Here is a 26,369-nt window from a genome sequence, read left to right on the forward strand (position 1 = left end):
GGTATTGCCCTTAATTGCTTACTAAGATAGACCTTAACCTGAAAATTATTGTAAAGTGCAAGTTAACAAATTAAAATACAACAGCATACGGCAGTTTCGGATATCAGAAAAACATCGTATACTTCATGTGGAAATGAGCGTTACAATTTTTCGGGCTGAATACCATATTTTTAATCCGGTTTTCAGGGGAAAATTAACTTTAAGTTTAAGAACGAAAGAAAACTGTTATCTATCTTTCTCCGATCTAATCAGGTATATGTTGAACGAACCCGAGTTCTATAACCGCGATCTCAGTTGGTTGCAATTTAATCACCGTGTATTGCAGGAAGCTGCAGATACCGGGAACCCGTTGTATGAACGTATAAAATTCCTCGCCATTTTTTCTTCCAATCTCGATGAGTTTTTTAAAGTCCGTGTATCGGCCATCAGGCAATTGAAAAAACTGGATAAGGATTTTAGAAAAAAACTGATCTCTAAACCCAATAAACTGATCAAAGAAATAAAACACCGGGTAGAGAAACAACAGGAGTGGTTCGGGGAGATTTACCGGGACCAGATTGTCCCTGAGTTAAAACAAAACAATATCCATATCATTACCCGGAGTGAATTCAACAAGGAACAGAAAGCGTTTTCTTTGGCCTGTTTTAAGACGTTTGCAAACAGGCTGGACATCCGTTATCTTGATGATGATATGTCTATGAATGCAATAGCCCTTGAAAGTGAAGCCATGGCCATGGTTGTAGCGTTTGAAGAGGAGACTGCACCTGCATTGGTCCGGTTTCCCGAGGAGGTGGACAGGTTTGTGGTATTGCCTTCGGATGACGGAAAGTTTTTCGTCACTTTTATAGATGATATTCTCAGGGATAACCTGGATAAAATGTGTAAAAAAGATATCAGGAACATGTATGCCCTCAAACTGACCAGGGATGCGGAATTGTACCTGGAAGATGAGTATTCGGGCACCCTGGTGGATGCGATATACAATGCGCTGGATAAAAGAAAAACGGGACAGGCTACCCGGTTACTGGTCGATAAGTCCATTCCCGGGTATCTCAAAGCAAAACTGAAAGCAGCTCTGGGGATTCATGACGTCGATCTGGTAATGGGAGGGACTTATCACAATTTCAAGGATTTTTTCGGTTTTCCGGGACCTTCGGACAAGTTACTTCAATATGATGCTTTGGAACGAAAAAATCCCATATGGGGAAACGAAAAGAACATTTTCAAAGCTATCGAAGAAAAAGACCGGTTGCTGCATTTCCCGTACCATTCTTTTGATGTTTTGGTCAGGTTGATCGAAGAGGCTGCTTCCGATGAAAAAGTGACGGACATTAAGATTTCCCTTTACCGGGTGGGTAAAGAATCCAGGCTTCTGCATGCCCTGGCGAAGTGTTGTGAGCGCAAAAAAAATGTGTTTCTTTTCATAGAAGCGCAGGCCCGTTTCGATGAAGAATTCAATATACTCTGGGGCAGGACCTTTGAAGAGATGGGGGCCAGGGTGGTTTACAGTTTTCCGGGGATCAAAGTACATTCCAAAATTTTATTGATCCGGAAGAAGGATGATTCGGGCCGGATAAAAAAATACGGTTATGTAGCGACTGGTAATTTCAACGAAAAGAATTCCGGTATTTACGGAGATCTGGGGATCATTACCGCAAATGGCACAATTACGGATGAAATAGACGATGTTTTTCGGGTGCTGGCGAGAGACCTGATTATCCCCCGGGTAAAACATGCCCTGGTTTCCCCTTTCAATTCCCGTGTAAAATTCATGAAACTGATAGCAGGGGAAATAGAAAAAGCCCGGAAAGATAAAAAGGGATATATTTTTTTAAAAATGAACAGTTTGCAGGATCCTGATATGATTGAAGCCTTGTACAGGGCAAGCAACAGCGGAGTGGAGGTCGTGCTCATTATAAGGGGAATATGTTGTTTGGTACCGGGAATCAAAGGACAAAGTGAAAACATAAGAGTAATCAGTATAGTGGGCAGGTTCCTGGAACATTCCAGAATTTATTGCTTCGGGCATGGGGAACAAAGCAGGATTTATATCGGTTCTGCGGACTGGATGACACGGAACCTGGACCATCGTATTGAAGTTATTATACCTGTGCTGGACAGGGAGCTCAGAAATTACCTGGTAAAGTTTATAGAAATGCAATTGTCGGACAATGTAAAGGCGAGGGTGATCGACAAAGACCAGAGTAATTTATATGTCAGGGACGGGGAGAAAGCCATAAATTCCCAGGAGGAAACCACCATGATACAATCCACCTGAACATGGTTTAATATTAATGCTGCCTGCTGTAATAGTTCGATTTCCCTCGAAAAGGAGAAGGTTAATGAGATTGTAAAGTCAACTACCTCGGGGCAATCCCGATAATTATCGGGACACTTAGTAAGTAAAGCAGCGATAAAATAGGGTAGTGAGATATTACAGGTTTTCCTTTATCAACCGCTCCAGTTCGTTTGCAGGAAATACACCCGATTCCCGCCACTTTATTTCCCCTTTTTTGAAAATTATAAGGGTGGGAACACTGCGTACCTGATATTGCCCGGCAACCTGCGGGTTTTTATCTACATCTATTTTAAGGATACTTGCCATATCGCCGATACGTTCCTTGAGTTCATGGAGAGCGGGAGACTGCATTTTGCAGGGGCCGCACCATTCGGCAAAAAAGTCGACCAGCACAGGTTTGTCCTGGTTTATGATTTCATAGAATTTCATATTACATGCTATGGGTTAATGTTACTTTAAATTACTGAATTTTTTCGGTATTTCCCTTTATCCAAACAAATTTCTGCAAATTTCTGAAGGTATATGGTGACTAGTGTTACATAAGCCGGAGGATACCTGTTTTCAAATCTTCCCTGAAAAACAGGTAAAAACCTACATTTATAGACATAACTCCAGGTTCTAACAATAACTTTAAAGTTATTTAATATTCCTGCAAACACCGGAAGGTATAAACAGGCATAAATTTGAAATTGAATTTTAAATGTCGTTGTATATGTCTTTACTTTCGGATTTCAAAAAAGGAGATAAAAAGGCATTAGAACGCATCTACCGGAAATATTATCAACGGATTTACTTTTTAGCCCTTCATTTTACCAGGGCACCCGTGGAAGCCGAGGATCTGGTGCACGATATTTTTCTGAAGTTCTATAACACCCGGGACCGGCTTTCCGATTCGGTGACCGTTGAGGCTCAATTGGTCCGTATTGCCCGGTTCTTCATACTCGATACGCTTAAAAAGAAAAAACATCTCCTTTCTGCCGATGAATTGTCCCTTCCCGAAAGCCGGGAATTTCCTGAAACCGGGGAAGAAGCGGAGATTTTTAAAGCACAACGGCAAAAACTGCTTCATGCCATAGAGCAGTTACCTGGCAGGTGTAAAGAAATCTTTACCCTGTACAAGATAGAGGGGCTTACCCGGACGGAAATAGCAGACTACAAGAAGATATCGGTAAAAACCGTTGAGAATCAGATTTCCAAAGCCAATAAAATACTGAAAAAGGAGCTCGGGGTGCTGTAACCCCTGCTGTTTTTTGTTTAAAGAAAAGGTTAATAAACCGTAAACCCGTAGGGAAAACTACTTTGAGGATCGAATATAGGATGTATTCATTCTTTAAAGCATGGAAGAAAAAAAATATCCCTATACCTCCGAAACGGACCTGCACAAACATATCGATGAGGTATGGAAAGCTTCGGAAAATGCGAAGGTGGACGAAAGCGGCCTGGGTAACCGGGTATGGAAACGCATCTCTCTGTCCATATCTGCACAAAAATGGCGGATGTACCGCCTTACCACGGCAGCTGTAGTGGTAATTATGTTATCAGCGGGGCTGTCGTGGTACACTTTTTCCGGGAAGGAAGAAGTACTTATTGTCAATAACGAGAACAAGCCGAAACACATAAAACTGGAAGATGGCTCGGAGATCATCCTGAACCGGTTTTCCACATTGTCCTATCATCCTTCCGAAAGGAGAAAGGTAAAGCTCCTCGGAGAAGCATTTTTCGATATCACCAAAGACAGCCTGCACCCGTTTCGGGTAGAGACCGACTCGTTGGCTGTTATGGTACTCGGTACCAGCTTTAATGTCTATGCCTATAGGGAAAACCCGGATGTCAGGGTGTCCCTGTATTCGGGCAAAGTTACGATAGGTATGGCCAACGGTTCGCAAAAACAGTTATCGCCCGGTCGCGAATTTGTTTATGATTTTACGGATGCCGGCGGATATATACGGGAATTTCATAAAAAAGGGACGATAGCCTGGACTTCTTCCTCCATAGAATGTTCGGATACTCCGTTGTCAGAATTATTTGTGAAGATCGAGAATTACTATCATATAAAGTTGTTATACGATGCGGATAGCATACAACAGTGCCGGATAACGGGGACCTTTAAAATAGAAGACGATATATCGCAATTGTTTCGCCTTATCCGTTTTTCTCACAACATAGATTTTGAAAAGAAAGGAACGGACCGGTATCAGCTGGTTTCCGGTTCCTGCGAATGAACAAGAGGAAGATCCGGCCCGATCTCCCTCCTGAGTATCTGAAATTACATAGTAATAAAGAATAATCAAACATAACTAATTCCCATGAGAAATTTCAAGTAAAACCAAAGAAAAAGTCATCCCTGAAATAGGATGGCCTGAACTACTGTAGATGCTGTCACTACCGGCCCTTGTGACAGCCAAAACAATCTGTAACATAGTAATAAAGATGAAACTAAAACAATTTCTTAAACCGAAAATATGGTATGTAATCATTTTTTCGGTACACGTATCAGCTACTGCTGCCAATTTTTCAACCGTGTTTTATGAAACACAAAAGCTAAGTGCGATCCTCGAACTCCTGAAAGCAAATTACCGGGAAATAAACTTTGTCTATAACCCCGATAATTTCAGGGACATCACCGTAAAGGACTATACGCTGAAAAAGGAACTGGGAATCCGGGAAAACCTGAACAACCTGGAACGCCTGGCCCCCATTTCTTATCTTATTGAAGGACATACCATAGCTTTAAAACGAAAGACAATTACCTCAAAAACACAGCAACATATAATAAGCGGCCAGGTTCTGGATGAAAATGATATACCCGTTTTTGGTGCCAATGTGTTTGTAGAGAAAACCGGTTCGGGTACCGTAACGGATATCGATGGAAATTTTGAACTGGTTATCCGGTCTTTTCCCGCTGAACTCAATGTATCCTACCTGGGATACAGGATGTATACGGAGATCGTGGAGGCCCCGGTAAATAATATGCTGGTTCGCCTGGAACCTTCTTTTGAGAGTCTGAATGAAGTAGTAGTAACAGGACAGGGAGCGGATGTGCGTAAAAAACGCCTGTCCACCAGAGTTACCACTATCGGTTCGGATGAACTGGAACAATTACCGGCACAGCGTATAGACCAGCAGTTATCAGCTAAACTGCCCAACGCACAGATCAACCTTACCGGGGGACAGGCCGGGGCCACTTCTATTATAAGGGCAAGGGGAGTGAATTCTGCTTTTCTGAATTCCACGCCTATTATTTACCTGGATGGTGTACGCCTGGATAACCTCAACACCCAATCGGCATTGGGCGGGACTTCGCAGGGGGCTTCCATGAGTGCCATAGCCGATATTCCGATGGATAATATAGAAAAAATAGAGTATATAAACGGGGGAGCAGCAACCACGCTCTACGGATCGGATGCCGCTAACGGGGTTATCCAGATATTTACCAAAAAGGGGGGAAGACCCGGAACCAACCTCACCGTGGGGACGGAAGTAGGTTTTGAAACGCCTACAACCGATTTCCTGTATTTCGACCGGACCAAAGATCTGTTGTTCCGGACAGGAGCATACCAGAAATACCAACTGACCATCAACGGGGAGAGCGAAAGTGGTTTCGGTTATAATTTTTCCGGGAGTTTCCGTAATAGCTCCGGGGTGCAGATACACGACCAGAACGAAAATCAGAAAGCCGATTTCAGTACCGGATTCCGTGCCCGGCTGGCCGATAATGTGGACTATGAAAGTTCTTTTATCTATGTATATAACAAATATAAAAGAAACCGCAATGGTAACCAGGGCGGTTATACCGGGCTTTGGTTTGCCGAAGACGGGGCGTCTTCTATCACCGGCCCTGGTTTTAATAACCGGCTCGATGAGCTATCGGATGAAGAATTCCGGGAGATTAAGGAATTTGTGGACACTGCCGAAAAACTACAGGACAACAATATTGTCGTTAACCGCTTCACAACCTCGCAGATATTCAAATATCGTCCGATGAACAATCTGCTGATCAGATTTACAGGCGGACTGGACTTCCGGATGCAGGAACAAAACACGGTGCAGACCAATGCGTACCTGACCGCTACCCGTGGGCAGGAAATTACGGACCAGGGCAGTATCCAGAATATACAGCGCAATTACCTCGGCATAACCCTCGAACTCACCGCACAACATACCTACGAAACGGGGGATTTCTCGTTTATCTCTACACTCGGGAGCCAGTTTTTTCGGACCAGGGACCGCCAGATCATGTATAGTGGTACGAATATTCGCGACGGTGCCCAGACCATCAGTGATGCGGCCATTAAGGATAGCGATGAATTTCTGAGTGAAGTACTCAATTACGGCGTGTATTTTCAGGAAAATATAGGATACGACGATAAATTGTTCCTTGACATCGGGATCCGGGGAGACCGGAACCCGGCTTTCGGAGATAATATAGGTACGCAGTTTTACCCGAAAGCAGGGTTGTCCTATGTCCTCTCTTCCGAACCGTGGTTTACATCAGAACTTTTTACTTCCCTGCGTCTGCGTGCCAGTTATGGAATAGCAGGAAATTTACCGCCTGCGTACGCCAATGAAAAGACTATTTCTTTTGACGGGTTTCTCGGCGATCAGGCTGCTTATTTCGGCAAACCGGGTAACGACAATCTGAAACCGGAAAAAACGACAACTGCCGAAGCCGGGGTGGATATTGCTTTGTGGAATAACAGGCTCAGCCTTTCGGCCGGATATTACAGGGCCCTTACCAAAGATGCTCTTTTCTATGTCCCGCCGGCACCTTCCGGCGGATATACCGTAAGTCAACTATATAATATCGGTGAGATAGAAAATTACGGGTTTGAATTCAGTGCCAATGTAGTTCCCGTACAGACAGAAGATATTTCTCTTAGTTTTAATGTATCCGTTAACACGTTGCACAATGAAGTTATCGATGCGGGAGGGGCGCCGGCATTTAACATAAACGGATTCAGTTCCCGGACGCTGCAGACTGTGGTGCAGGAAGGCTATCCGGTAGGATTTATACGCGGAAACTACGGTGTTTTTGATGAGAACGGGGTTCTCGAAGAAACAACCCCGCAGTCGTATCTCGGTTCTACCATACCTACTCTGTTCGGGAATCTGGGACTCCGGTTTTCTTATAAAAACCTCAGTTTATTCAGTAATGCTTCTTACCAGACAGGAGGATATGCCGCCAACTGGGATGCCCAGTTCCGCTATTATTACGGGGCTTCAGAACAGTTTGTCCCCCAAGGAGAAATAGACGCCAACGGCAGAAGTAACTGGTTGAATATCACCAATCGTTTTGTGGAAAAGACAGATTTTCTGAAAGTACGGACCATAGGGATATCATATTACATGAAACCCGAAAACAAACAACTCTACAAATCGGTGGTTTTTGGTATTACCGCACTGAACCCTTTCAATTTTGCAGCCTCAACATTCGATCCGGAAGCGACTATCAGCGGGGCGGCCCAGGGACAGGGAGGAGCGAGTACCGGAGGGATTTCCTATGCCACCTATTCTGCCCCGAGACAATTTCTCGGATCTGTAAAAATTAACTTTTAAAAAAAGCAACAATGAAAAAGGAAAGTATATATCTGCTGCTCCTGATTATCTGCATGGTATCTTGTGTGGAAAATCCGAATGTTACCGAAGAGGTGTACCTGGAAAATCCGAATTCGGTAAGGAGCTGGGTCGTAGGGCTGAAACGCCGGCTGGCCGTAACCACAAATTCGGTAAACGTAAATGTAGCAATTACTTCCGATAATTATTTTAATAATTATTCGCAATACAGCAAAGTCTTTGACGTACCGCAGATAGACTATTTTGATCTGGATGTCAATAGTTTACAGGCAGATGTACAAGCACTTCGCGAAATGGCGGTTTACGGCCTGGATAAAATAATCCCTGCCGATGCGTCATCTACTCCCGAAGACGAGGCCTTTATGTTTTTCTGCCAGGCATATGCCAATATTCTGGGAGGGGAATTATTTACCGGTTTGCCGGAAGGTCATCTGGGTGAAGTACGCACCCCGGAAGAAACTCTGAACCGGGCCCTTCAGAACCTGGACGATGCCCTTAACCTGGAAAGTGATGCGGAGAAAATAGCCATGTATCACCTTTTAAAAGGAAGAGTATATTACAATCTTGGGGAAGCAGCCCTTGCCATAGAAGAAGTACAGGCTTCTTTATCCAGTCCGTCATTATTGTATCAAATAGAATTTGACGGGCAGAATGGTGTCCGCAATGAAATGCAGAATGCGGTTTTTGATGCATTGCCCAATCGCCTGGCACCGTTACCGAGATTGGATTTTCTCGATCCCAAATACTATTCGGTCGGGACACCGGAGGCCGATCAGAAACCGGTGGCCCTGGCCAAGGCCGAAGAAGCCTACCTGATTCTAGCGGAAGCCCTCCTGTCACAACAGAATAATGCCGGGGCAAAAGAGGCATTACGGTCTTTACTCTCTTTGGTTTCCGAACGCCCGGTAATCCTTGTTGACGACAGCGGGGAAACGAGAAACGGCGGTAACCGTGACGATTATCCGCTCACCGCGGTGCCTGTCAGGTTTGACAGTGCCGGTCCGTATCGCGAAGGTTTTGTTCTTGACCGACAGGCAGGAGATATCCGTGTACATACTATTTCCGGTACCAGTGTAACGGAAGAGGACATCGCAGCGGCCACTACCACAGACGAACTTCTTTACCAAATTTACCTGCTTCGTCAGGAGATATTCATCGGGGAAGGCAGGAGGCTTACCGATCTGGGGATCAGATACCCGGTTTCGCAGACCGAGCAGGATAATAATCCCAACGTGCCGGATAGTTATACCGTGGCCCAGATCCCGTCTTTTATTCCCGGAAGCGGAGGATTGGACAACTTTACTGCGGATGCTGCCGGAAAGATCACCGTGACAACGGATATGAATAAAGTGATTGTAGAGAACAAAACCTCGGCGGAAGTAATTCCGTTCTTTTAAATACCGTGATGAAATATTTTATACAAATCGTACTGCACAGCCTGGTATTGAGTATACTACCGGTAAATGCACAGGAAGTTAAACATGTTGTATTAATAAGTATAGACGGATTTCGGCCGGAATTTTATAAGGAAGAAAGCTGGCCTACGGCAAATATGGGTATCCTGGCCCGGAAAGGTGTTTATGCCGATGAAGTCCGCACCATTTTTCCTTCTGTCACCTATCCGTCGCATACTACTCTGGCCACCGGGGTTTTTCCTGCCGGGCATGGTATTTACTATAATACGAAAGTAGGAGACAACGGTAAGCCGGAAGGCTGGATATATGATTTTAAAGAAATAAAGGCGAGAACGATCTGGCAGGCAGCTAAGGAAAAAGGATTGAGCACAGCTTCCGTTTCATGGCCGGTTACTGTAAATAATCCGTATATAGATTACAATATTCCCGAAATATGGTCTATGAAGAACCCTGTAGACAGGCGGGGGGCAACTTCGAGTTATGCCAACCCGAAGGGGCTGTTCGAGGAAGTGGTAGAGAACGCTACCGGAACCCTGGGAATGAACGAATACAACCTGACTTCATTACGTATGGATGCCAATTTGGGGCGGATAGCAGCGTATATCGTGGAGCGCTACAAGCCCAATCTCTTAACATTACATCTGCCCAATACCGATGGGGCCCAGCACCGTGCCGGGAGGAACGGTGATCAGGTGAAACGGGCCATCGCCGGTGCAGATTATGTCGTTGGAGAAATATATGATGCATTGGAACGGGCGGGTATCCTGGAAAATACAGCATTGATTATTACCGGGGACCATGGTTTTGTAAGTACCCATACCAGTATTTCGCCCAATATATGGCTGAAGGAAAATAATCTTGGGGATAAAGCATTTTTCTTTTCTGCCGGGGGAGCCGCATTTTTACATGTAAAAGATAAAAAAGATACCAGGACCATTGAAAAGGTAAAACATCTTTTATGCAATCTGCCGCTCAGCGAACGGAGCCTGTTCCGGGTCATAGAGGGAGAAAAATTAAAAAAGATGGAGAGCGACCCGGGGGTAGATCTTGCCATTTCCGCCGGTGACGGGTTTTATTTTGACAATAAAACCGAAGGACCACTATTGAATAACGGTACCGGGGGAAAACACGGGTACTACCCGGATTTTCACAATATCTATACCGGTTTTATAGCATACGGAGCAGGATTTAAACACGCTAAGAGCATTTCTTTTATGCAAATGGAAGACATCCCGGCCATAATAGCCTTTTTGCTCGATATGGATCTGCCCGGAGCCAAAGGAATGGTATATCCCGGAATACTGGAAGTATCCGAAAGTGAATAATGCAATAATCCGGTTGAACCTTTCACCACATGCAGGGCCGGAATTTTTCCGGTCCTGTTCGGGTGGTGCGGATTGGCCGTAAAGAGAGTTTTTTTGCGGTCTCGTTTAAAGGCTTAAAAATCTCCGCCTACAAAGGTACAGAGTGATTTGGCTGTATTTTGTATATTGGGGGGTCCGAATAGGATTTTTGACTTTTAACCGATCAAATATTTTATATGAAAAGCCCCTTATCATTTGCATTCCTGCTACAGACATTGCTTTTAACGGCACAAATTCCTGTTTCACTACCTGATAATCCGGAAGAAAATAAAACAAAATTAAGCCATACCGGAAACAATCTGGAGATCACATGGCCATTGGCAGATGCCGGCGAGGCCAGAATGGTACTCAATCTTGAAGAAGGTAAACCGCTGTTCCGCAGTATGGGAATAGTTGAAAAAGGCAATTTAAAAGAGATAGTGCAGGAGCTCGATCCCGCTTTTATCATTAATGTGGGAAAAAGAACTTTAAAACCCGAAAACGGGTGGACTGTCTTTTTCGATAAAGTGCCCGAAAGGCCCTATACGTCCCACGTGCTGAAATTCAGTAAAAAGGATCTGAAGGTCACTAAGGGAGGACAAAGGACCAAAATTATAATAGAAGAAATAACGGCACCGGGTTTTACGGGGAATATTGAAATTACGATTTACAACGGTCAGCCGTTATTGAATATAGCTGCGGTGGTTTCTACCCCGAAAGACAGTACGGCAATACTCTACGATGCCGGGCTTGCCGGGGAACAGGCCTGGGAAAAGGTTTCATTTATCAATAATGACAATCAGTTCCGGGAAATTAGCCCGTCCGCAAAAGATACGAGCACGAACGAGGCGGTAAAGTACAGGACGATCATTGGCAACTCGAAAAAGGGAGCTATTGCCGTTTTTCCCCCTCCTCACCAGTATTTTTACCCGTTGGATGAAGCATTTAACTTAAAATTTACCTGGTACGGGTCCAATTACAGAAAAATGATTCCGGAATACGGAATTGGTATCAGGCAGGATCCGGAGGGAGATCACCGATTTGTTCCATGGTTTAATGCACCTCCCGGAACGGAACAAAGACTTAACTTTTTTTGTTTGCTGGGCACCAACGGATCACAAACACTGATGAATTCCGTTAAGGAGTATACACATGCGGACACCTATGTTCCGCTAAAGTCTTATAAAACTATGGCCAGCCATTTTCATAACGAGTTTATAATGAATGTGGTCATGGCCGATACACCCGTTCCGGAGCAGCCCGGATTTGTGGATGTTTTTAAACAAATGGGGGTGGATATCGTGCATTTGGGGGAGTTTCATTACACGGCCCATCCGACAGGCCCTGACCATCAGCGTTTATCAGAACTGGACGCACTGTTTAAACAATGCAGGCGCCTTTCTGATGCCGGTTTCCTGTTGCTTCCGGGAGAAGAACCGAATGAATTTCTGGGTGGCCACTGGATGGCGATATTTCCGAAGCCTGTTTACTGGATCATGAGCAGGGAAGAAAACAAGCCGTTTCTTACCGAAGACACAACCTATGGAAAAGTATACCGGGTAAAAGATAAACAAGAAATGCTGCGCCTGCTGGAACTGGAAAACGGGCTGGCATGGACTGCACATCCCAGAATTAAAGGTTCTACAGGGTACCCTGATAAGTATAAGAATGAAGATTTTTTCCGTTCTGACCATTTCCTGGGCGGTGCATGGAAAGCAATGCCGGCCGATTTGTCCGAACAGAGATCGGGATTACGGGTTTTGGATCTACTGGACGATATGAATAATTGGGGGCATAAGAAGAAAGTTATAGCAGAATCAGATCTTTTCACGGTTACCCATGAAAATGAAATGTATGCCCATATGAATATTAATTATTTACAAATGGACCATTTGCCGGATTTTGAAGAAGGGTGGCAACCGGTACTGGATGCGATGATCGAAGGGAGGTTCTTCTCCACTACCGGAGAAATACTGATACCATCGTTTTCGGTAAACAAGAAAACTTCCGGGCAAACCGTTGAAGCAGCTAAAAACGGAGAGGCCGATATTGCTTTGACGGTGGACTGGACCTTCCCTTTAAACTTTATAAATATTGTATCCGGAGATGGAGAAAAAGTATTTAAAGAACGGATTAATCTGGATGATACAAAGGCTTTCGGAACCAAAGAATTTCAATTTTCCGTTAATCTGTCAGGGAGAAAATGGGTACGTGTTGAAGTATGGGATGTTGCCGTGAATGGCGCGTTTACTCAAACCGTTTATTTAAAGGATTGAAATCAGGGCGGATAAGTACCGGTTACGTTAAAACAAAACATACCGGTGTGACGGGAAAGGATTTTTTGTTGCTGCTGTTCGGGGAGAAGGTCCGGATCAGCTTCTGATTGACATTTTCAATTCCCGGCGGATCTTCGTTGTTCTCACAATAGAGACTGGCATTTTTTAATAATGCGGACCTTTTTTAAGAAAGGGAGAATTTTATTTACTTTAAATTAATGTGTAACTCCTTGTTTTTTACTTACTTTGTAAAGCAACCCCTGTAATTTCTACCACGACAACACATATTGAGAATCCGGACTTTCTGAGACAATAGTTCAATCCCGGACTTACCGTATGCTTTTAACCTGTTATGGCAGGTAATTTTCATCTATTTATATGTTTTACGTCTTTTTTGCGTTTAAATATACTGTGGAGTATTGGTATAAATTTAAAACACCCCATAAAATGGCAACACACCAAAACACCGACAAGTATGACGAAGTTTTTTTTAAGGTAAGAGAAATTATAGAAAGTAGTGATTATGAAGAGTTTAATCAATTTGTTGATCATCATATAAACACTCATGATGTGAGAACACTCCATGTTATGCTATTGAGCATGCATCCCAACAAAGAGGATAAGTTTATAAAGAGCAAATACAATGCTGTTCGTGATGAATTAAAAAGACGAACAAACAGATGATAAATTGTGTAGGGAAAATTAAAGATGTATATCCGTTATGCTGTTAACAAAGATGAATGGCTGAAAGCGATATGCTCCGCAAGAAGTGAGCTGTGATCATGACGTGCGGGTTGTTGAAAGGAAAACAGGGAAGGAGCCTGATCAATTAAGAAAAGTACTCGAAACTGATTCTTACTGAAAAATTAACGTACAAACTTACTTCTGAAAGGGCCTCATATGGTTCCAGGTTTAATTGCCCTTTATCATCCTCATTCGGTAATATAAGTTCCAGGCACCGGAATTCGATTCTATAATATCGGGAAATCCGTCACTGCTCAGATCCCCGGTTTCTATTTTATAAGTATCGTCTTTTAAATCTTCTCTTAATCCGATTTCGGTGAATTCTCCGGCTTCACATTGGCGACTGCGATATCCATAAATCCGTCATTATTAAAATCAGCACTTACCATGGCGTATGAAGCATTTAAAAATTTCCCTATGGGCTGCGCCTGTTTAAAACCACCTTTTCCATCGTTGTAGAACACATAATTTTGTTCGGTCCAGTCACGGCCGTTTGCCACGAGCGCATCTAAATCCCCATCTCGGTCAATATCAGACAGGGTGATTGATGCCGTTCGGTTGGATCGGGTGCCGATCGAAAAAAACCGTCGGCATTAAAAAATGAAACTTCCTGCGATATTCCCATAGAGGAAAACGCAAAAAATACAATGAATATCAATTTTTTGAAGTATGTGTGCATAGGAGATTTATTATAATCCGAAATTATTATGGTCAACAATACTTCTTCCTTTCATTATACCATGTTATACTACTTCTGCCGATTTGTCCCGTGGATTTAAACCTTTGAATATTAACCAAAATCCGAAGACAATTTCAAATAGTGCAGTTGGGACGTTTAAAACCAGGTATTCGGGCGTTATTACATCAACTATCTTAAATAAGAGTAAAACGCTTGCCAATACGGATAGCACAGTGCCTGAAATGCCCCAGACAGAGATCCATCCCGGGATTAATTTTGCCTTAAAAAGCAGTGTATACAGCATGAGGTTACCCATACCTAATGTCAATACCATAAACACATGGTTTATATAATCCCGTGTTATTTTAAGCACATTACCCAATGCTTCAAACACCATACTGTTTTCCGAAGGACTTTTTACAAATTCCTGGCTCAGAGCCAATATTGATAATAATATTACGATTCCCAGAATCAATATGACACCGGCTGTGATCCTAAAACTCAGAAAGCCCAGGGCTAAACTTTTATTGTACCTTTTAAGTACAGGGTACAGTAAAAGTACAAAACCCAAATAGGTGAGGAACAGAACAAATTGAAAAAGAGCACTTATGATTACCCGGTTTGAACCGGCAGCTGCGCCTGTTAAATAAGCGGGAGAATCTATTGCTGGAGATATGCTAAGAATGCCTGCTACCATTCCTAGTATGATAAGCAATCCGGCTAATTTTACCTTACTCTTTAATGGGTTCATATCCTTATTCTTTATGTAAAACATTGGTTTTGCCTCCTTGTGTTATGAGCATTTGGTTTTTATCCACATCAAACACTATGGAGATAGCTGCAGGTTCGTATTTGAACTCCCCTGTGGCCGTAGCTTCTAAGTTCATTTTAGAATCTCCGGGTGCCTGTAGTTGTAATTGATTACCAGATTTGGTTACCGTTAATTTTACTGGAAATGTGTTACTGGAATACACTCCTAAATATTGATTTAACTCTTTAGCTTTTGGTTCATAAACCCTAAAATCGGGAATGTTAAAATGTTTATTAAAAAGACTGTTAACAATAGTTACCGTAATTGCGTTTAAGCTGTAGTTCAAACCATTGGAGGTAATGGCAAAAGCCACATTATCATCCGGAAAATATCTTAAAACAGAAGAAAACCCATCTATTTCTCCATTGTGGCCATAACTTGTTTTATCATAATATTCAATTTTGAAAAGTCCCATTCCAAATTTGTCCTGAATGGTTTTCATTTTCGCGAGACTTTCCGGTGAGAGTATTTCGTTGTTGAATAGTGCTTCTGCAAAACGAACTAAATCAGTTGGTGTTGATACAATGCCTCCGGCACCCATATCGATTGACGGTTCTGTTTCTTCTGTTTTTCTCCAATTTTTCTCAAAACGATACGCATAACATTCATTATTCTCTATATCTATTTTTCTCCCGAAAAATGTATTATTCAAGTTTAACGGCCTGGTAATTTCATCTTCCAAAACTTGGGCATACGACTTTTTATAAAGTTTTTCCAGGATATAGGATAGCAACACGTAATTTGAATTACTGTAGGCCGCTTTTTTATCTGGCTTAAAATCACTACCGCCCTTGGCAATGATCTCAATCATTTCCTTTTCTGTTTTCGGATGGATATGATAGCTTAAAAACTCTTTTTTATGGTCTGTAAAACTATGAATACCACTTCTATGGTTTAGTAGATTTGAAATGGTGATCTTACCTGCATTTTCTATTTCCGGAAAATATTTATCAATAGTTTCATTAAGTATTATTTTTCCATCTTCAATAGCTTTAAATACGAGTGTTGCTGTAAATACTTTAGATATGGACCCAATTCTGTATTTGGTATTACGATCAGGTTTCTGTTCCGAATCAGGGTCTGAGTAACCAACTTGTTTCGAGTACACTATATTGCCATGCTTAAGAATTGCGATACTGCCCATAAATTTATTGTTGGCTTCAAGTGTATTGAAATATTCATCTAAGTTTTGAGCATCTACGCTTTGGGCAAACCCTATATGCGTTGTTATTATAGTGAGTAATAAAGTTTTGAAAAAAGTCATGTTTTTCTTATTCTTTTTTATGGTGATATACTAGGATGCCGATAGAAGCCGGGATGATTTTCACCGATTTCATCAAATATATCCGTGGTCAAGTTTTTTAAGCTATCCGGATGATATGTTGTATGGGGATTGAAACTATCTTGTTGAGCATTGTGGTTCCCGAGCAGTGAAAAAAACACCGCAATAAGGCTGCTATTGTCGTTTTTCGATTTGATGATGTCATGATTGATATAGTTTATTTCATAGACTTTCTAAATGAATTAATGTTGAACATCCTTGACAGGACGTATTGTTAAAGTGTAAAAATCCTCTTCGATTCTTGAATTCAGTTTGTTGTTTTCCCTGAAAAGGATGAAGGAACCTCCCCAAAGGATTTCAGGGAATTCAATGGTTTGTCTGGTCATCTGTTTTAAAGAAGGAACCGTGTTCTCCAGTTTTTCCAGGGCCTCTTTGACAGGCATCCAAAAAACTTCTTCGTTTTCCGAAGGTGATTTCAAGGTGCCGCTTTCATAGTGTGCCGTATACAGTTGACGCATATCGGCCGTGGGTTTGAATTCGTATTTATAGGTAAAAAGCCCCTTTAAAAACGGTTCGGAAATCGTTATCCCATACGATTCCGAAATACTATCCAGAACCTCACGGATAGTCTGTCTCTCTTTGTAATAAACAGACGGTGTCATCCAGCCGTATGGTGTTTTCCGCATCAGGATTTTATCAGTATCCTTAATTATGGTTAGCCTGATGACTGTCTGGTTGACAGGCGGAGGTTCTTGCGAATATCCCGGGTTAGAAAAAGCAAGAAAGCCGGTCAGGGACATTAAAATGAATGTTTTCATCGTTATTTTATTGTTTAAGGTAATCGCTGTTATATCCATCTGCCTTTGTCATACGAACATATTTCACTTCGCCCTCTTTATTCTTTAAGAACTCATAAAGTGTATTGCTATCCGGCTGTATAAATGTGTTCTCTGCTACGGGAACAAGTTTTGAAGTGGTAGCTGTCTCATTTAAAAAGTGAAGGGCTCCCTCAACGACCTCAAACCCCAGTACTTCGCTTCCTCCTTTAAATTTTCTCGTAAACCTCTTCATCGCTGTCTCGCCCATTGCAATGCTATCAAACACCTTGGGTTGTAAAAAGTCCCAGTTGTATGCTACTGCGACTGCCCTGGTGATATAACTCATCAGGGACATCCCGTTATCGCTGTTGGTCATAATAACCACACCTTGTTTACGATCAAGTGACGCGACCATATAACAGGTAAATCCAGAATTACTTCCCCAGTGCTCAAAGAGCATGTCCCGGCTTTCGTTATTGTAAATCTTTGCAAATCCTAATCTTTCGGGGGTTTTAGTAAATATACTGTCTGTCATATTTTCAGACAGGATGGTATTCGTACCCGAATGATGGTCTTCCAGTACTGTCAATAAAAATTTCGCTAAATCGGTAGGGGTAGTCCAGATGCCCCCGGCCGCTTTAAAGGGAAACAGTTTGTAAGGGTAGGGCTCCTGTTTATCGGAATATCCTGTAGCCATTTGTTTTGAAAGGCGGTTCGGGACAGGCTGTTCGAATGAACTATGGGTCATATCGCACGGCTCAAATATCAGATCGGTGATGGCGGCATTAAACTCCTTGTCCGTGACATCTTCTATAAGTTTTTCAATAACGGAATAGCCCGGGTTTGAATATACTTGTTTTTGTCCGGGAACATAGACTACGGAAACCGCCGGGTCAACGGAAGGTTTTTCTCCTGCCAGCATCTGGGTTATGGTTGGCAATTCTTCATGGGGGAAAAAGGATGACTGTACATATCTTTCAAAACCTGCAGTATGGCCAATAAGTCGCCTGAGGGTTACGTTTTCATGTTCAGTGAATTTATTGTCGGGAACTTTCCATCCTTCGAGGTAATTATTGACGTTTTCATTCAAGGTTAAAACGCCTTGTTCCGTTAAATTTAAGGCTGCCATTGCAGTCACGGGTTTGCTTAACGAGGCCCCGTTAAAGACCGTATTTGGAGTGACCTTTATGGAATCTGCCAGATTGGAATACCCATATGTTTTTTGCCAGGAAATTTTCCCGTTATCAAAAAATGCGATGCTCACTCCCGGGATATTGTCCTCCTGCATGAGCTGAGGTATCGACTTTTTATGATTCCTGCCCTTCAGGTAATGCACCGGGGCCAGGTTTTTTTCGATACCTTCTATTTGAGATATGGAATCATGATGTAATGCTGCCGGTATGATCTCCGAGCTCTTTTGTTGCTTGCAGGCGGAAAAGACGATCAGAACGATCAGAAGTGTTTTTTTCATTTTTTAGTAGGTTGTTTTAATTCCTTTTTTATCAAAAATCTCAAACCGGGTATTGTCCGATTCATCTAGATAAATTTTAATCCGTTCCTTTCCCTTTGAATCATATATAAACAAGCCGGTATTTTTGTTTTCTTCATGACCCAGGAACATTCTGTACACATTAATTTCGGAGTCCAGGTGTTTTTTGAATTTCAAATATTCAGTATCTTTTTCCTTTTTTGTCATTGATTTCGTCCTCTCAAGAAATTGATCATACAATTTTTCAACCCGTATGGAGTCTGAGCGTTCCCTAAAAAACATTCCATACCATCTTTTCCACTCACCTTCTTCCAGGTATTCGTTTTTCATGATGGCCATTATCTGGTCATTTTTTTGCTGGTCGAAAGTGATGCCTGCAAAATTCTCTTCATCAGTTCCGTCATAATAAATACCTCCCACTTCATCACCTACGCGATTAAAGAATAGTATTCCCGGCAAATCTCTTTTTGAACCCGGATTATGTGGAATACCGTGGGTAGTGGCCAATGCTTGCCTTTCAGGATTGCTAATCGAAATGTATAAATTTTTATCAGGTCCGATTATGCTCAACCTTTCCGCTTGAATTTCTTTGAATGTTTTAATGTCATTGACATGGCTGTCATAAAAGAAAAAGCAAGTCAATACAATTAAAAAGATGAAGTTGATTGTTGGTAGATGTCTTTTCATATGTTTTGATTTGATGGGGTCACAATTGACAATGTACAGTCTATTCTTATTTAACAGCCGGTAAGAGGTACTTATCCAAAATTGAGAACGGTATTTCTTCCATATCCGGAAATAGGTTATAATTACCACCTGTTATGGTGATGGTCATTTCAATTTCAGGAATTATTATCAGAAACTGACCTCCGTTACCCCAGGCTTCAACAGTTTTCATCTTTTTTCCTCCTATCTCTCGTTCCCATAACCTCCATAAATACCCGTAACCGGAGTTTTTGGGCCAATTCCCTTTTATATGGGATTTAACGGATTCCTCAATCCATGATTCTGCAATGAGCTGTTTTCCATTCCATTTTCCGTTATTGAGCATCAACAACCCAAACCTGGTAAAATCAATGGGGCGCAGGAAAAATGAACCGGCCAGATATCCTCTCCCTTGCGGGGATGTCAGCATTTGAAATTTATTGATTCCCATGGGCAACAATAATTCCTCATAAATAAAAAGGGGGAGGTAGGTATCGACAGATTTTTCAATAACCCCTGTTAACAGATTACTGCCTCCGGATGAATATTCGAATATTTTGCCGGGCTCATGTTTCATGGGAAGGTTTAATTTGTAACCTACCCAATCATTATGCTCCCATTGCATTTTATCCTCATCTTCCGGTTTTATCCCTGTACTCATAGTCAAGGAGTGATAAACGGTAATCTTTTTCTTTTGTGTATCATTTATTTTGTAATCGGGATAATAGTCAAGAATGGCATTTTCAACTTTCAACTCCTCGTTTTTCATCATTGCCCTGCCCAGGGCCAGCGATGCTATTGATTTGAATGCAGATCGTATGTCATGGAGGTATTCCCTGTCGTACCCGTGAAAATACTCTTCAAACACGAGTTTTTTGTTCTTGGTAATTATAATGCTATGAATATGTTTATATTCATTACCGGTCATTTTATCCATGAAACCTACCAGTGACATATCAATACCCACATCTTCCAAAGAAGCCGTTTGCATAGAGGAATCGGGAGCTTTTGGTATTTTATACCGGTACTTTTCTTTCGGGGATCTTGGTAAATAACCTTCCAGTGCATCAGCTTGAAGCTTTCTCAATTGTATTTTCCTTTTCCCACCTGCATTGCCATACGTAAGAACCATATTCTTTTTTCCTGAATGATACACCGCTGAAATCCCGAAACGGTCGTTGGTTATCCTGAAATCAATATTGTTTTTTTCAATCAGGACTTCCTCAATGGTGAAGTGTAGTTCCCTGTTTTCCTTATTGCTTTGAATATAGGCTTGTACATTTTCATCGGAGTCTTTGTAAAATTCCAGATAGACGATATAGTCGGTGTCAATTATTTCGGGTTTATAAACCTTGGAGACCCATGCATCTCCTTTTTTTTCAAAATTCAGATCTTGCGCCCATAAATCATGAGTCAGGACCCCACTAAGAATTTTATGGTCATCAGACAGAAAAGCATCAAACCGAAGGCCCGAAGAATCTTTGAAATTCAGGTTTTCTCCTTTCCGCAAGATTGGATAAGCTGTTTTTTCAGAATTTTTATAAAGCCTGGCTTCTGTCGGGTTATTTGCAGGTAATATTATCAAAGAATCGAATTTTGCTTCGGTTTGAAACAATAAGCCTGACCATACTCCGATTAATTCATCGGTCTGAAAATTTGAGTTTTCCGCAGAACAGCAAGAAAGCACTACCGGAAGCAGAAGCGCCAAAAAAGGTTTTACATTCATTGTCAGGGTTTTCATATCCTAATGATTCTTTTTTTGTATATCTTCGTATAGTTTTTCAATCCCGGATAGATCCGGTTCTTGTTTCATCCGTTTAATGCGTTCTTTCTGTGTGTCCATCCATCGGTACAGCCAGCTGATGCCCCATTTTTTGTAATAAGCATCTTTTTGTTCATACACGGGGTCGGCCAGAGCTTCTTCAAAGCTTACGATCTTGTAATCTTCTTGTTTTAATAGTGATATAATTTCGGCTAAATAATCGGCATTAATGGCATTGTCATGGCACAGGTAAATATGTTTTACCGGGTGATTATAAATATCATGAGCCAGGGTTTCGTAAAACATGACTTTTGTATTGATTTGCGGGTCCATGTTTTTGGCTTCTGACCAATTACCCCCATCTTCCCTAAAACTGATGTACAGATCACCTTTACCATAACCTTCTTTTCTAATGGAACAGAATATGATATAGGATTCATCCGGGGCAACAAATACATCGGCTTCGTAAGCTTCCGTATTTATTGAATTGCTTAGCACATTAGGTTTTTGAAAAATACTTTTGCCATATCCGGAGACATAAATGTCATAGTTGTGTTCCCTTTTTTCGGGAGCCATTATGTTGGAAGAGAAATACATATCCCGTTCGTTGTGAACGACATATAATATTCGTTCTTTCCGGAGTTGATTTGAGGCCCTGCATTTATCATTTTTGTATTCCATCTGTTTCCATCCCTTTCTATATACCATATATCGTAATCGTCTTTTGTACCAAGTCCGTCAACAGCCCTGTCGGATATAAAGTACAATCTTTGTTCATCAGGTGAAAGGAGAGGGTCGTTACAACTGTATTTTTCATTAGACAACAGTGTTTGCGGCGGGCCCCAGGTTTCCTTTTCCAGTGTAGTGAAACGAATTTCCGATCTGCCGTTTATGTCTGCCCCATAGTAAAATTCATTAGCTTCCTTATTGAAAACCGACCCGAATTCCGATTCCCCTTTTTTTGAAATAAGGCCCGATGCAAACACCTCCGGTTTCAACGAATGAGGGGCCTGCCCTAAATATTTTTTGTTATCTGAAGACGTAGAGCAGGCATATAAGATGATCCACAGGACAATAACCACTGCCATTACTTTGCTGTATTTTTTTATTGTTTCCAGTCTTAATATGCTGCTTAAGATCCTCCTTTTTTTATTTAAAATACATATAATAAGTCAGTATAATAGCCGACATGTTATAAATGCCGTGGGCTACTATCGATGCCGTTAATCTTTTGGTGAAAAGAAATAACAAAGTGTACATTATTGTAGGGACCAGGATATCAAACCAATCCAATACGCTTACAGGCAGATGACCCAGTGCAAAAAGTATAATGGAAAGAATTGCCGAAATCCATAGCCCGGTTTTGGGATTTTTGAAAACATCTTTAAGAATATTGATAAAATATCCCCTGTTAAAAAGTTCTTCCGTAATACCGCCGCCAATAACTCCCAAAGCGACAAACGAAAGCGTCCCCGCTAAACTTCCGTCATACATTGCCGACATATCATAGATATCCGGGCGGTTGATCCCGCCGGTGTTGGGGATAATGAAAACGAACTGAAGGATAGTCCATAACACCCCGAAACAGGCACCGGATAAAATATCTTTTCCGAGGTTTTCAAACCTGAGTCCTATGTATTTGAAGTCCTTTTTCAGGATTTTGAGGGACAGGTAGAGCAGGGCCGTCACGGATAAAAGCTGAAAAAGAGCTATATATAACAAGTTGATACCAATTTTGCCCCCGCCAATTTTGGTGATCCCGAAGAATATATCGGGAATTATAAAAAGTATATAACCCAAAATGATGGTTATGATAAAAACAGTTAAAGTTTTTGTTTTACTGGTATTCTGTGTGGTATTTCCTGTCATGTCCATACTGTTTTTAGCCTCCCGATCCCGATAATTATCGGGATCATCGGGATGAATTCTTTTTAAACATGCTCTTAATAACTCATTCTTTTCCAAACCGGCCTTGTGTTTTTTCCAACATCGCTTTTGGGTCATAACCAATACCATTTTTAAAGACAGTTTCGACGCTTTCAATGACAGCGCTATCTTTTTTTAAATTCCCGTTGAGAATTACGAAATCCGCTCTTTTACCAGCCTGAATGGTGCCAATATCATTACGGCTTAATGCTTTAGCGCCATTATAGGTCATTATTTTAATGGCTTCCTCGGTTGAAAAACCGGCCTCTATAAACAGCTCGTAATTCCGTTGATCGCCGAAGCCCGGGAGTACATGTCTGCCGGCATCTACACCGCTGCATAACAAACCTCCCATTTTGTAATACTGGTATTCAAACTGCATAATTCTTTTAAGTCGCTTATTCCGGGTTGAATCGGCAATATTCTTGTCAAATTGCTTTCTCCGTTCTTTATACTGACTCCGTAAATAGGGAGACATTGCTTTCAGGGCTCGGGAATCTGCATAAGCCCGATTGGGTACACTGGCTTCATAAATGGAAAGGGTAGAGGTAAGTAATACTTCATTGTCGATCATTAACTGCTGAAGCTTCCGCACTTTCAGGCTGTCTGTAATGAGTTCATCCATATATTCCCGGCCGCCGTTACATATACCATATTCCTTGCCGGTCCTGAAATCACTGGTGCTGTTCAGTCCATGCTCTATACCGTCAATTCCGAGTTTAGTGGCCTCCTCAAAGGTTATGGAACATAAATGTCCCCTTACTTTAGCCTTATTTTTATGAGCTTCGTCCAGAATGATTTTCAGGTCCTCCGGCTTGGTATTCCGATACACTTTAAACCATTTTATCCCTTGTTTAATGTAGTGTTGCATGGTATCCCTCAAATGCTTTTCATTTCTCGGGATAATCATATGAGGATTTCCGCCTTCCCCGGTTATAAAAGGAGCTCTTGGTATGATATCCGGGCCTATTTGTTTTCCCTGTTCAATGTTTTCGGACAACATCAGTTCCTGCCCGGGGGATGCGGCCCCACAGGTCTGGATAGTGGTCACCCCGCAGGCCAGATAGAGTTTGGAAGCCACATCACCAACGTACGGAAACCCCGGAATATGTAAATGATTGTGCATTCCCACAATACCGGGTATCATGGTTTTTCCGCTCAAATCAATAACCGATGCTTTCTCCGGAATTTTAATTTCACCGGCATTCCCGATGGCTTTAAAAATTCCGTTCTCTATGATGATGGTCTGGTTTGATTTTATAAACCCGCCCGTGCCGTCTATTAAGATGACATGGGTAAATGCCATCAGGTTTTCGTGGTACTTTATATAAGGCAGCAGACTGTCCGACAACTTAAAGTTCTGATTTTGATTAAACTGTTCGTCAGAAAGGCTTTTTTTTGCTGAAGTATTTTTGCAGCTTGAAAAAAATACAATAAATACAATGATAAAATAACGGTGTAATGAATTGTATACAAGCATATATTTATGGATTGGATTTTTACTTTCTGGCATCGATGAGCTTATTCAAAAAACGTTCATAGGCTTCTTTATTTGTTCTTCTTCCATAGACAGCTTTTGTTTTTAGTGCGACAACAATATCCATTGAAGGAAAGACAGTAATATATTGCCCCTGGTTGCCCGTAGCGGTATAAGCGCCTTTAAATTCCGGTGCTATGTCCGGGCTGTCCCATATTCTCCACATAAGTCCTTGTCCCCATTTCCACCAGGGCCAATCCTTAAGTCTCGGGTCAACTTTATACATTTCTTCATAACTTGTTGTAATGGTAGTCATTCTTTCTACCCATGATGCAGGTATGACCTGTTCGTTTTTCCATTTCCCTTTTCGCAACATAAGATACCCGATCCTTGCCATATCCCTGGTGGATAGTTCAAAATGGTAGGCTTTAAATTTGGATTTACTTGTATCCCCTGATTTTCGTTGTTTCGATAAATCCCATTGTTGAAAGCCTGTTTTATTTGCGATATCCTTTTCAAAAGCCTCGTAGATATCTTTTCCGGTTTCCTGTTCTAAAATGTAACCGGCTACGTTAAAATCCCAATTATTATATATAAAATAGGTACCTGGTTTTTTACTGCCGCGTTCGGGAAATAACCATTCATTTCCTCCGGGATTACTTGCGGGATGGTATACTCCCGATTTCGACTGCAGGATATCTAAAATTGTAGCTTCTTTTTCAATCTCTGACAGTTTCCCGATATCGTCAATATTTAATTCTTTAAGCGTTTTGTTCAGCTTAATAGTGCCGTTTTCCACGTATTTCCCATATAGCATGGACAACAAACTTTTTCTGACCGACGCTATATAACTCAACTCGTGCGTATCCCCATAGTCGTATATCATTTTACCGCTTTGTATAACGATAATCCCCGTAGCGTTTGTGCTATCTATAGCATAGCGGTAAAGTTGATTGATTTTATCCTGACTCCATCCAAATTCGGACACGTCGTCCATCATCTCCCATTCCTTTTCGGGATACGTAATGTGGTGCTCAACAGGAATATCTCTTACATACCTTACACTAAACCCGCAACCTTTATTCCCGTACTCACGTCCGATTTTCTTGTTATTCAATCCTATTAATCTTTCATAAGCCCTTTCATTGTCGCGGGCATCTGCCACCCAAAAATTGGCGTGTTCATTCTGAAATCTGAAATCACCGTAATCAGTTCGCCATCCGGCAAACTTTATATCAAAGCCGGAATGGCCTTTGTCCTTCAATGCAACAGTACTGTTTTCATCTCCCCGCCAGCCATTTTTGACCGCCAGTTCTTTAGGCATTCCAACGGCGGTTTCCAGCAGCATCCAGTCGGCATCTGTCGGTAGCCGCCATCCTTCGGGCGCTAACTGATTTGCTTTCTCCCAGGAATAAAGTGCCCCGTACTTTTTGTACGATTCCGTTCCTTTTGCTTTTTTAACAGAATTCCCTTTATAACCGTAAACGGATATATGTACGGTATCGACCTCCGGTAGATAAGCGAAATTTTCGGCAAACCATACTTGTGTTCCTATATTGACGGTTTTATAGACACTACCATCGCGGGGGTCGGTAAATGTATTTTCCCTGCCTTCCGAATTCTCTGTTGAATCCTGCGCATTAACGTGATACCGGAACCCCATTGTTAATACTGCTACGACAATGATAAACTTTTTTGATATTGTGGCCATCTTGATTGGTGTTGGTTGTTTCCCGTTGATTAAACCTGCAAGGCTTTCACAACCTTGC

General features: G+C 41.8%; 21 protein-coding genes. 8 read left to right on the top strand and 13 right to left on the bottom strand.

Features of this window, described 5'->3' with window-relative positions; genetic code table 11:
* Window positions 1-256: 256 nt before the first annotated feature.
* On the top strand, window positions 257-2,278 hold the full coding sequence (gene ppk1 / locus ED312_RS09600; protein ID WP_123215821.1) for a polyphosphate kinase 1: 2,022 nt from the start codon (window positions 257-259) through the stop codon (window positions 2,276-2,278).
* 156 nt (window positions 2,279-2,434) lie between these two features.
* Here the strand turns inward: ppk1 and trxA are convergent, their stop codons facing one another.
* On the bottom strand, window positions 2,435-2,728 hold the full coding sequence (trxA, locus tag ED312_RS09605; RefSeq protein ID WP_123215788.1) for a thioredoxin: 294 nt from the start codon (window positions 2,726-2,728) through the stop codon (window positions 2,435-2,437).
* A 283-nt stretch (window positions 2,729-3,011) separates the two neighbouring features.
* On the opposite strand from trxA, the gene ED312_RS09610 reads away from it, so the two are divergent.
* The 7 genes from ED312_RS09610 to ED312_RS09640 all read left to right on the top strand — a co-directional run bounded on the left by ED312_RS09610 (window position 3,012) and on the right by ED312_RS09640 (window position 13,591).
* Entirely contained in the window at window positions 3,012-3,536 is a 525-nt protein-coding gene (locus tag ED312_RS09610; RefSeq protein ID WP_170164483.1) for an RNA polymerase sigma factor, read from the top strand.
* A 100-nt stretch (window positions 3,537-3,636) separates the two neighbouring features.
* Window positions 3,637-4,521 carry a FecR family protein gene (locus ED312_RS09615; RefSeq protein ID WP_123215790.1) on the top strand — a complete coding sequence of 295 codons (885 nt, stop codon included), beginning with the start codon at window positions 3,637-3,639 and terminating at the stop codon, window positions 4,519-4,521.
* Between the two features lie 208 nt (window positions 4,522-4,729).
* On the top strand, window positions 4,730-7,855 hold the full coding sequence (locus ED312_RS09620; RefSeq protein ID WP_123215791.1) for a TonB-dependent receptor domain-containing protein: 3,126 nt from the start codon (window positions 4,730-4,732) through the stop codon (window positions 7,853-7,855).
* Between the two features lie 11 nt (window positions 7,856-7,866).
* On the top strand, window positions 7,867-9,270 hold the full coding sequence (locus tag ED312_RS09625; protein ID WP_123215792.1) for a tetratricopeptide repeat protein: 1,404 nt from the start codon (window positions 7,867-7,869) through the stop codon (window positions 9,268-9,270).
* A gap of 8 nt (window positions 9,271-9,278) precedes the next feature.
* Window positions 9,279-10,613 carry an alkaline phosphatase family protein gene (locus tag ED312_RS09630; RefSeq protein ID WP_240643075.1) on the top strand — a complete coding sequence of 445 codons (1,335 nt, stop codon included), beginning with the start codon at window positions 9,279-9,281 and terminating at the stop codon, window positions 10,611-10,613.
* A gap of 215 nt (window positions 10,614-10,828) precedes the next feature.
* Entirely contained in the window at window positions 10,829-12,907 is a 2,079-nt protein-coding gene (locus tag ED312_RS09635; RefSeq protein ID WP_123215793.1) for a CehA/McbA family metallohydrolase domain-containing protein, read from the top strand.
* A gap of 447 nt (window positions 12,908-13,354) precedes the next feature.
* Window positions 13,355-13,591, top strand: a complete 237-nt coding sequence (locus ED312_RS09640) for a hypothetical protein (RefSeq protein ID WP_123215794.1) — start codon at window positions 13,355-13,357, stop codon at window positions 13,589-13,591.
* A gap of 362 nt (window positions 13,592-13,953) precedes the next feature.
* On the opposite strand, the gene ED312_RS09645 is transcribed toward ED312_RS09640, so the two are convergent.
* The 12 genes from ED312_RS09645 to ED312_RS09695 form a co-directional block, all read right to left on the bottom strand.
* Window positions 13,954-14,226 (bottom strand): FG-GAP repeat domain-containing protein, encoded by a 273-nt coding sequence (locus ED312_RS09645; protein WP_123215795.1) that lies wholly within the window; start codon window positions 14,224-14,226, stop codon window positions 13,954-13,956.
* Between the two features lie 168 nt (window positions 14,227-14,394).
* Window positions 14,395-15,081, bottom strand: a complete 687-nt coding sequence (locus tag ED312_RS09650; protein ID WP_123215823.1) for a DUF4386 domain-containing protein — start codon at window positions 15,079-15,081, stop codon at window positions 14,395-14,397.
* 4 nt (window positions 15,082-15,085) lie between these two features.
* Window positions 15,086-16,405, bottom strand: coding sequence for a serine hydrolase domain-containing protein (locus tag ED312_RS09655; RefSeq protein ID WP_123215796.1), 1,320 nt, complete (start codon window positions 16,403-16,405; stop codon window positions 15,086-15,088).
* A 260-nt stretch (window positions 16,406-16,665) separates the two neighbouring features.
* Window positions 16,666-17,241 carry an NUDIX hydrolase gene (locus ED312_RS09660; protein ID WP_148044266.1) on the bottom strand — a complete coding sequence of 192 codons (576 nt, stop codon included), beginning with the start codon at window positions 17,239-17,241 and terminating at the stop codon, window positions 16,666-16,668.
* 7 nt (window positions 17,242-17,248) lie between these two features.
* On the bottom strand, window positions 17,249-18,712 hold the full coding sequence (locus ED312_RS09665) for a serine hydrolase domain-containing protein (protein ID WP_123215798.1): 1,464 nt from the start codon (window positions 18,710-18,712) through the stop codon (window positions 17,249-17,251).
* Between the two features lie 3 nt (window positions 18,713-18,715).
* On the bottom strand, window positions 18,716-19,417 hold the full coding sequence (locus ED312_RS09670; protein ID WP_123215799.1) for a hypothetical protein: 702 nt from the start codon (window positions 19,415-19,417) through the stop codon (window positions 18,716-18,718).
* Window positions 19,418-19,463: 46 nt separating this feature from the next.
* The gene (locus ED312_RS09675; RefSeq protein WP_240643076.1) at window positions 19,464-21,176 is read right to left on the bottom strand and encodes a serine hydrolase domain-containing protein; all 1,713 of its coding nucleotides are present in this window, start codon (window positions 21,174-21,176) and stop codon (window positions 19,464-19,466) included.
* Window positions 21,177-21,179: 3 nt separating this feature from the next.
* A complete protein-coding gene (locus ED312_RS09680) occupies window positions 21,180-21,773 on the bottom strand; it encodes a PD40 domain-containing protein (RefSeq protein ID WP_170164485.1) in 594 nt (197 codons plus the stop codon).
* On the bottom strand, window positions 21,773-22,285 hold the full coding sequence (locus tag ED312_RS23765; RefSeq protein WP_170164486.1) for a TolB-like translocation protein: 513 nt from the start codon (window positions 22,283-22,285) through the stop codon (window positions 21,773-21,775). Before ED312_RS23765 ends, ED312_RS09680 begins: the two co-directional genes overlap by 1 nt.
* Before the next feature lie 61 nt (window positions 22,286-22,346).
* Window positions 22,347-23,066: a CPBP family intramembrane glutamic endopeptidase gene (locus ED312_RS09685; RefSeq protein WP_123215824.1), complete on the bottom strand. Its 720-nt coding sequence runs from the start codon at window positions 23,064-23,066 to the stop codon at window positions 22,347-22,349.
* Window positions 23,067-23,148: 82 nt separating this feature from the next.
* A complete protein-coding gene (locus ED312_RS09690) occupies window positions 23,149-24,474 on the bottom strand; it encodes an amidohydrolase family protein (protein ID WP_240643077.1) in 1,326 nt (441 codons plus the stop codon).
* 148 nt (window positions 24,475-24,622) lie between these two features.
* Window positions 24,623-26,311 carry an FISUMP domain-containing protein gene (locus tag ED312_RS09695; protein WP_123215803.1) on the bottom strand — a complete coding sequence of 563 codons (1,689 nt, stop codon included), beginning with the start codon at window positions 26,309-26,311 and terminating at the stop codon, window positions 24,623-24,625.
* Window positions 26,312-26,369 lie beyond the last annotated feature (58 nt).

It is taken from the genome of Sinomicrobium pectinilyticum, assembly GCF_003725735.1.
Classification (GTDB): domain Bacteria; phylum Bacteroidota; class Bacteroidia; order Flavobacteriales; family Flavobacteriaceae; genus Sinomicrobium; species Sinomicrobium pectinilyticum.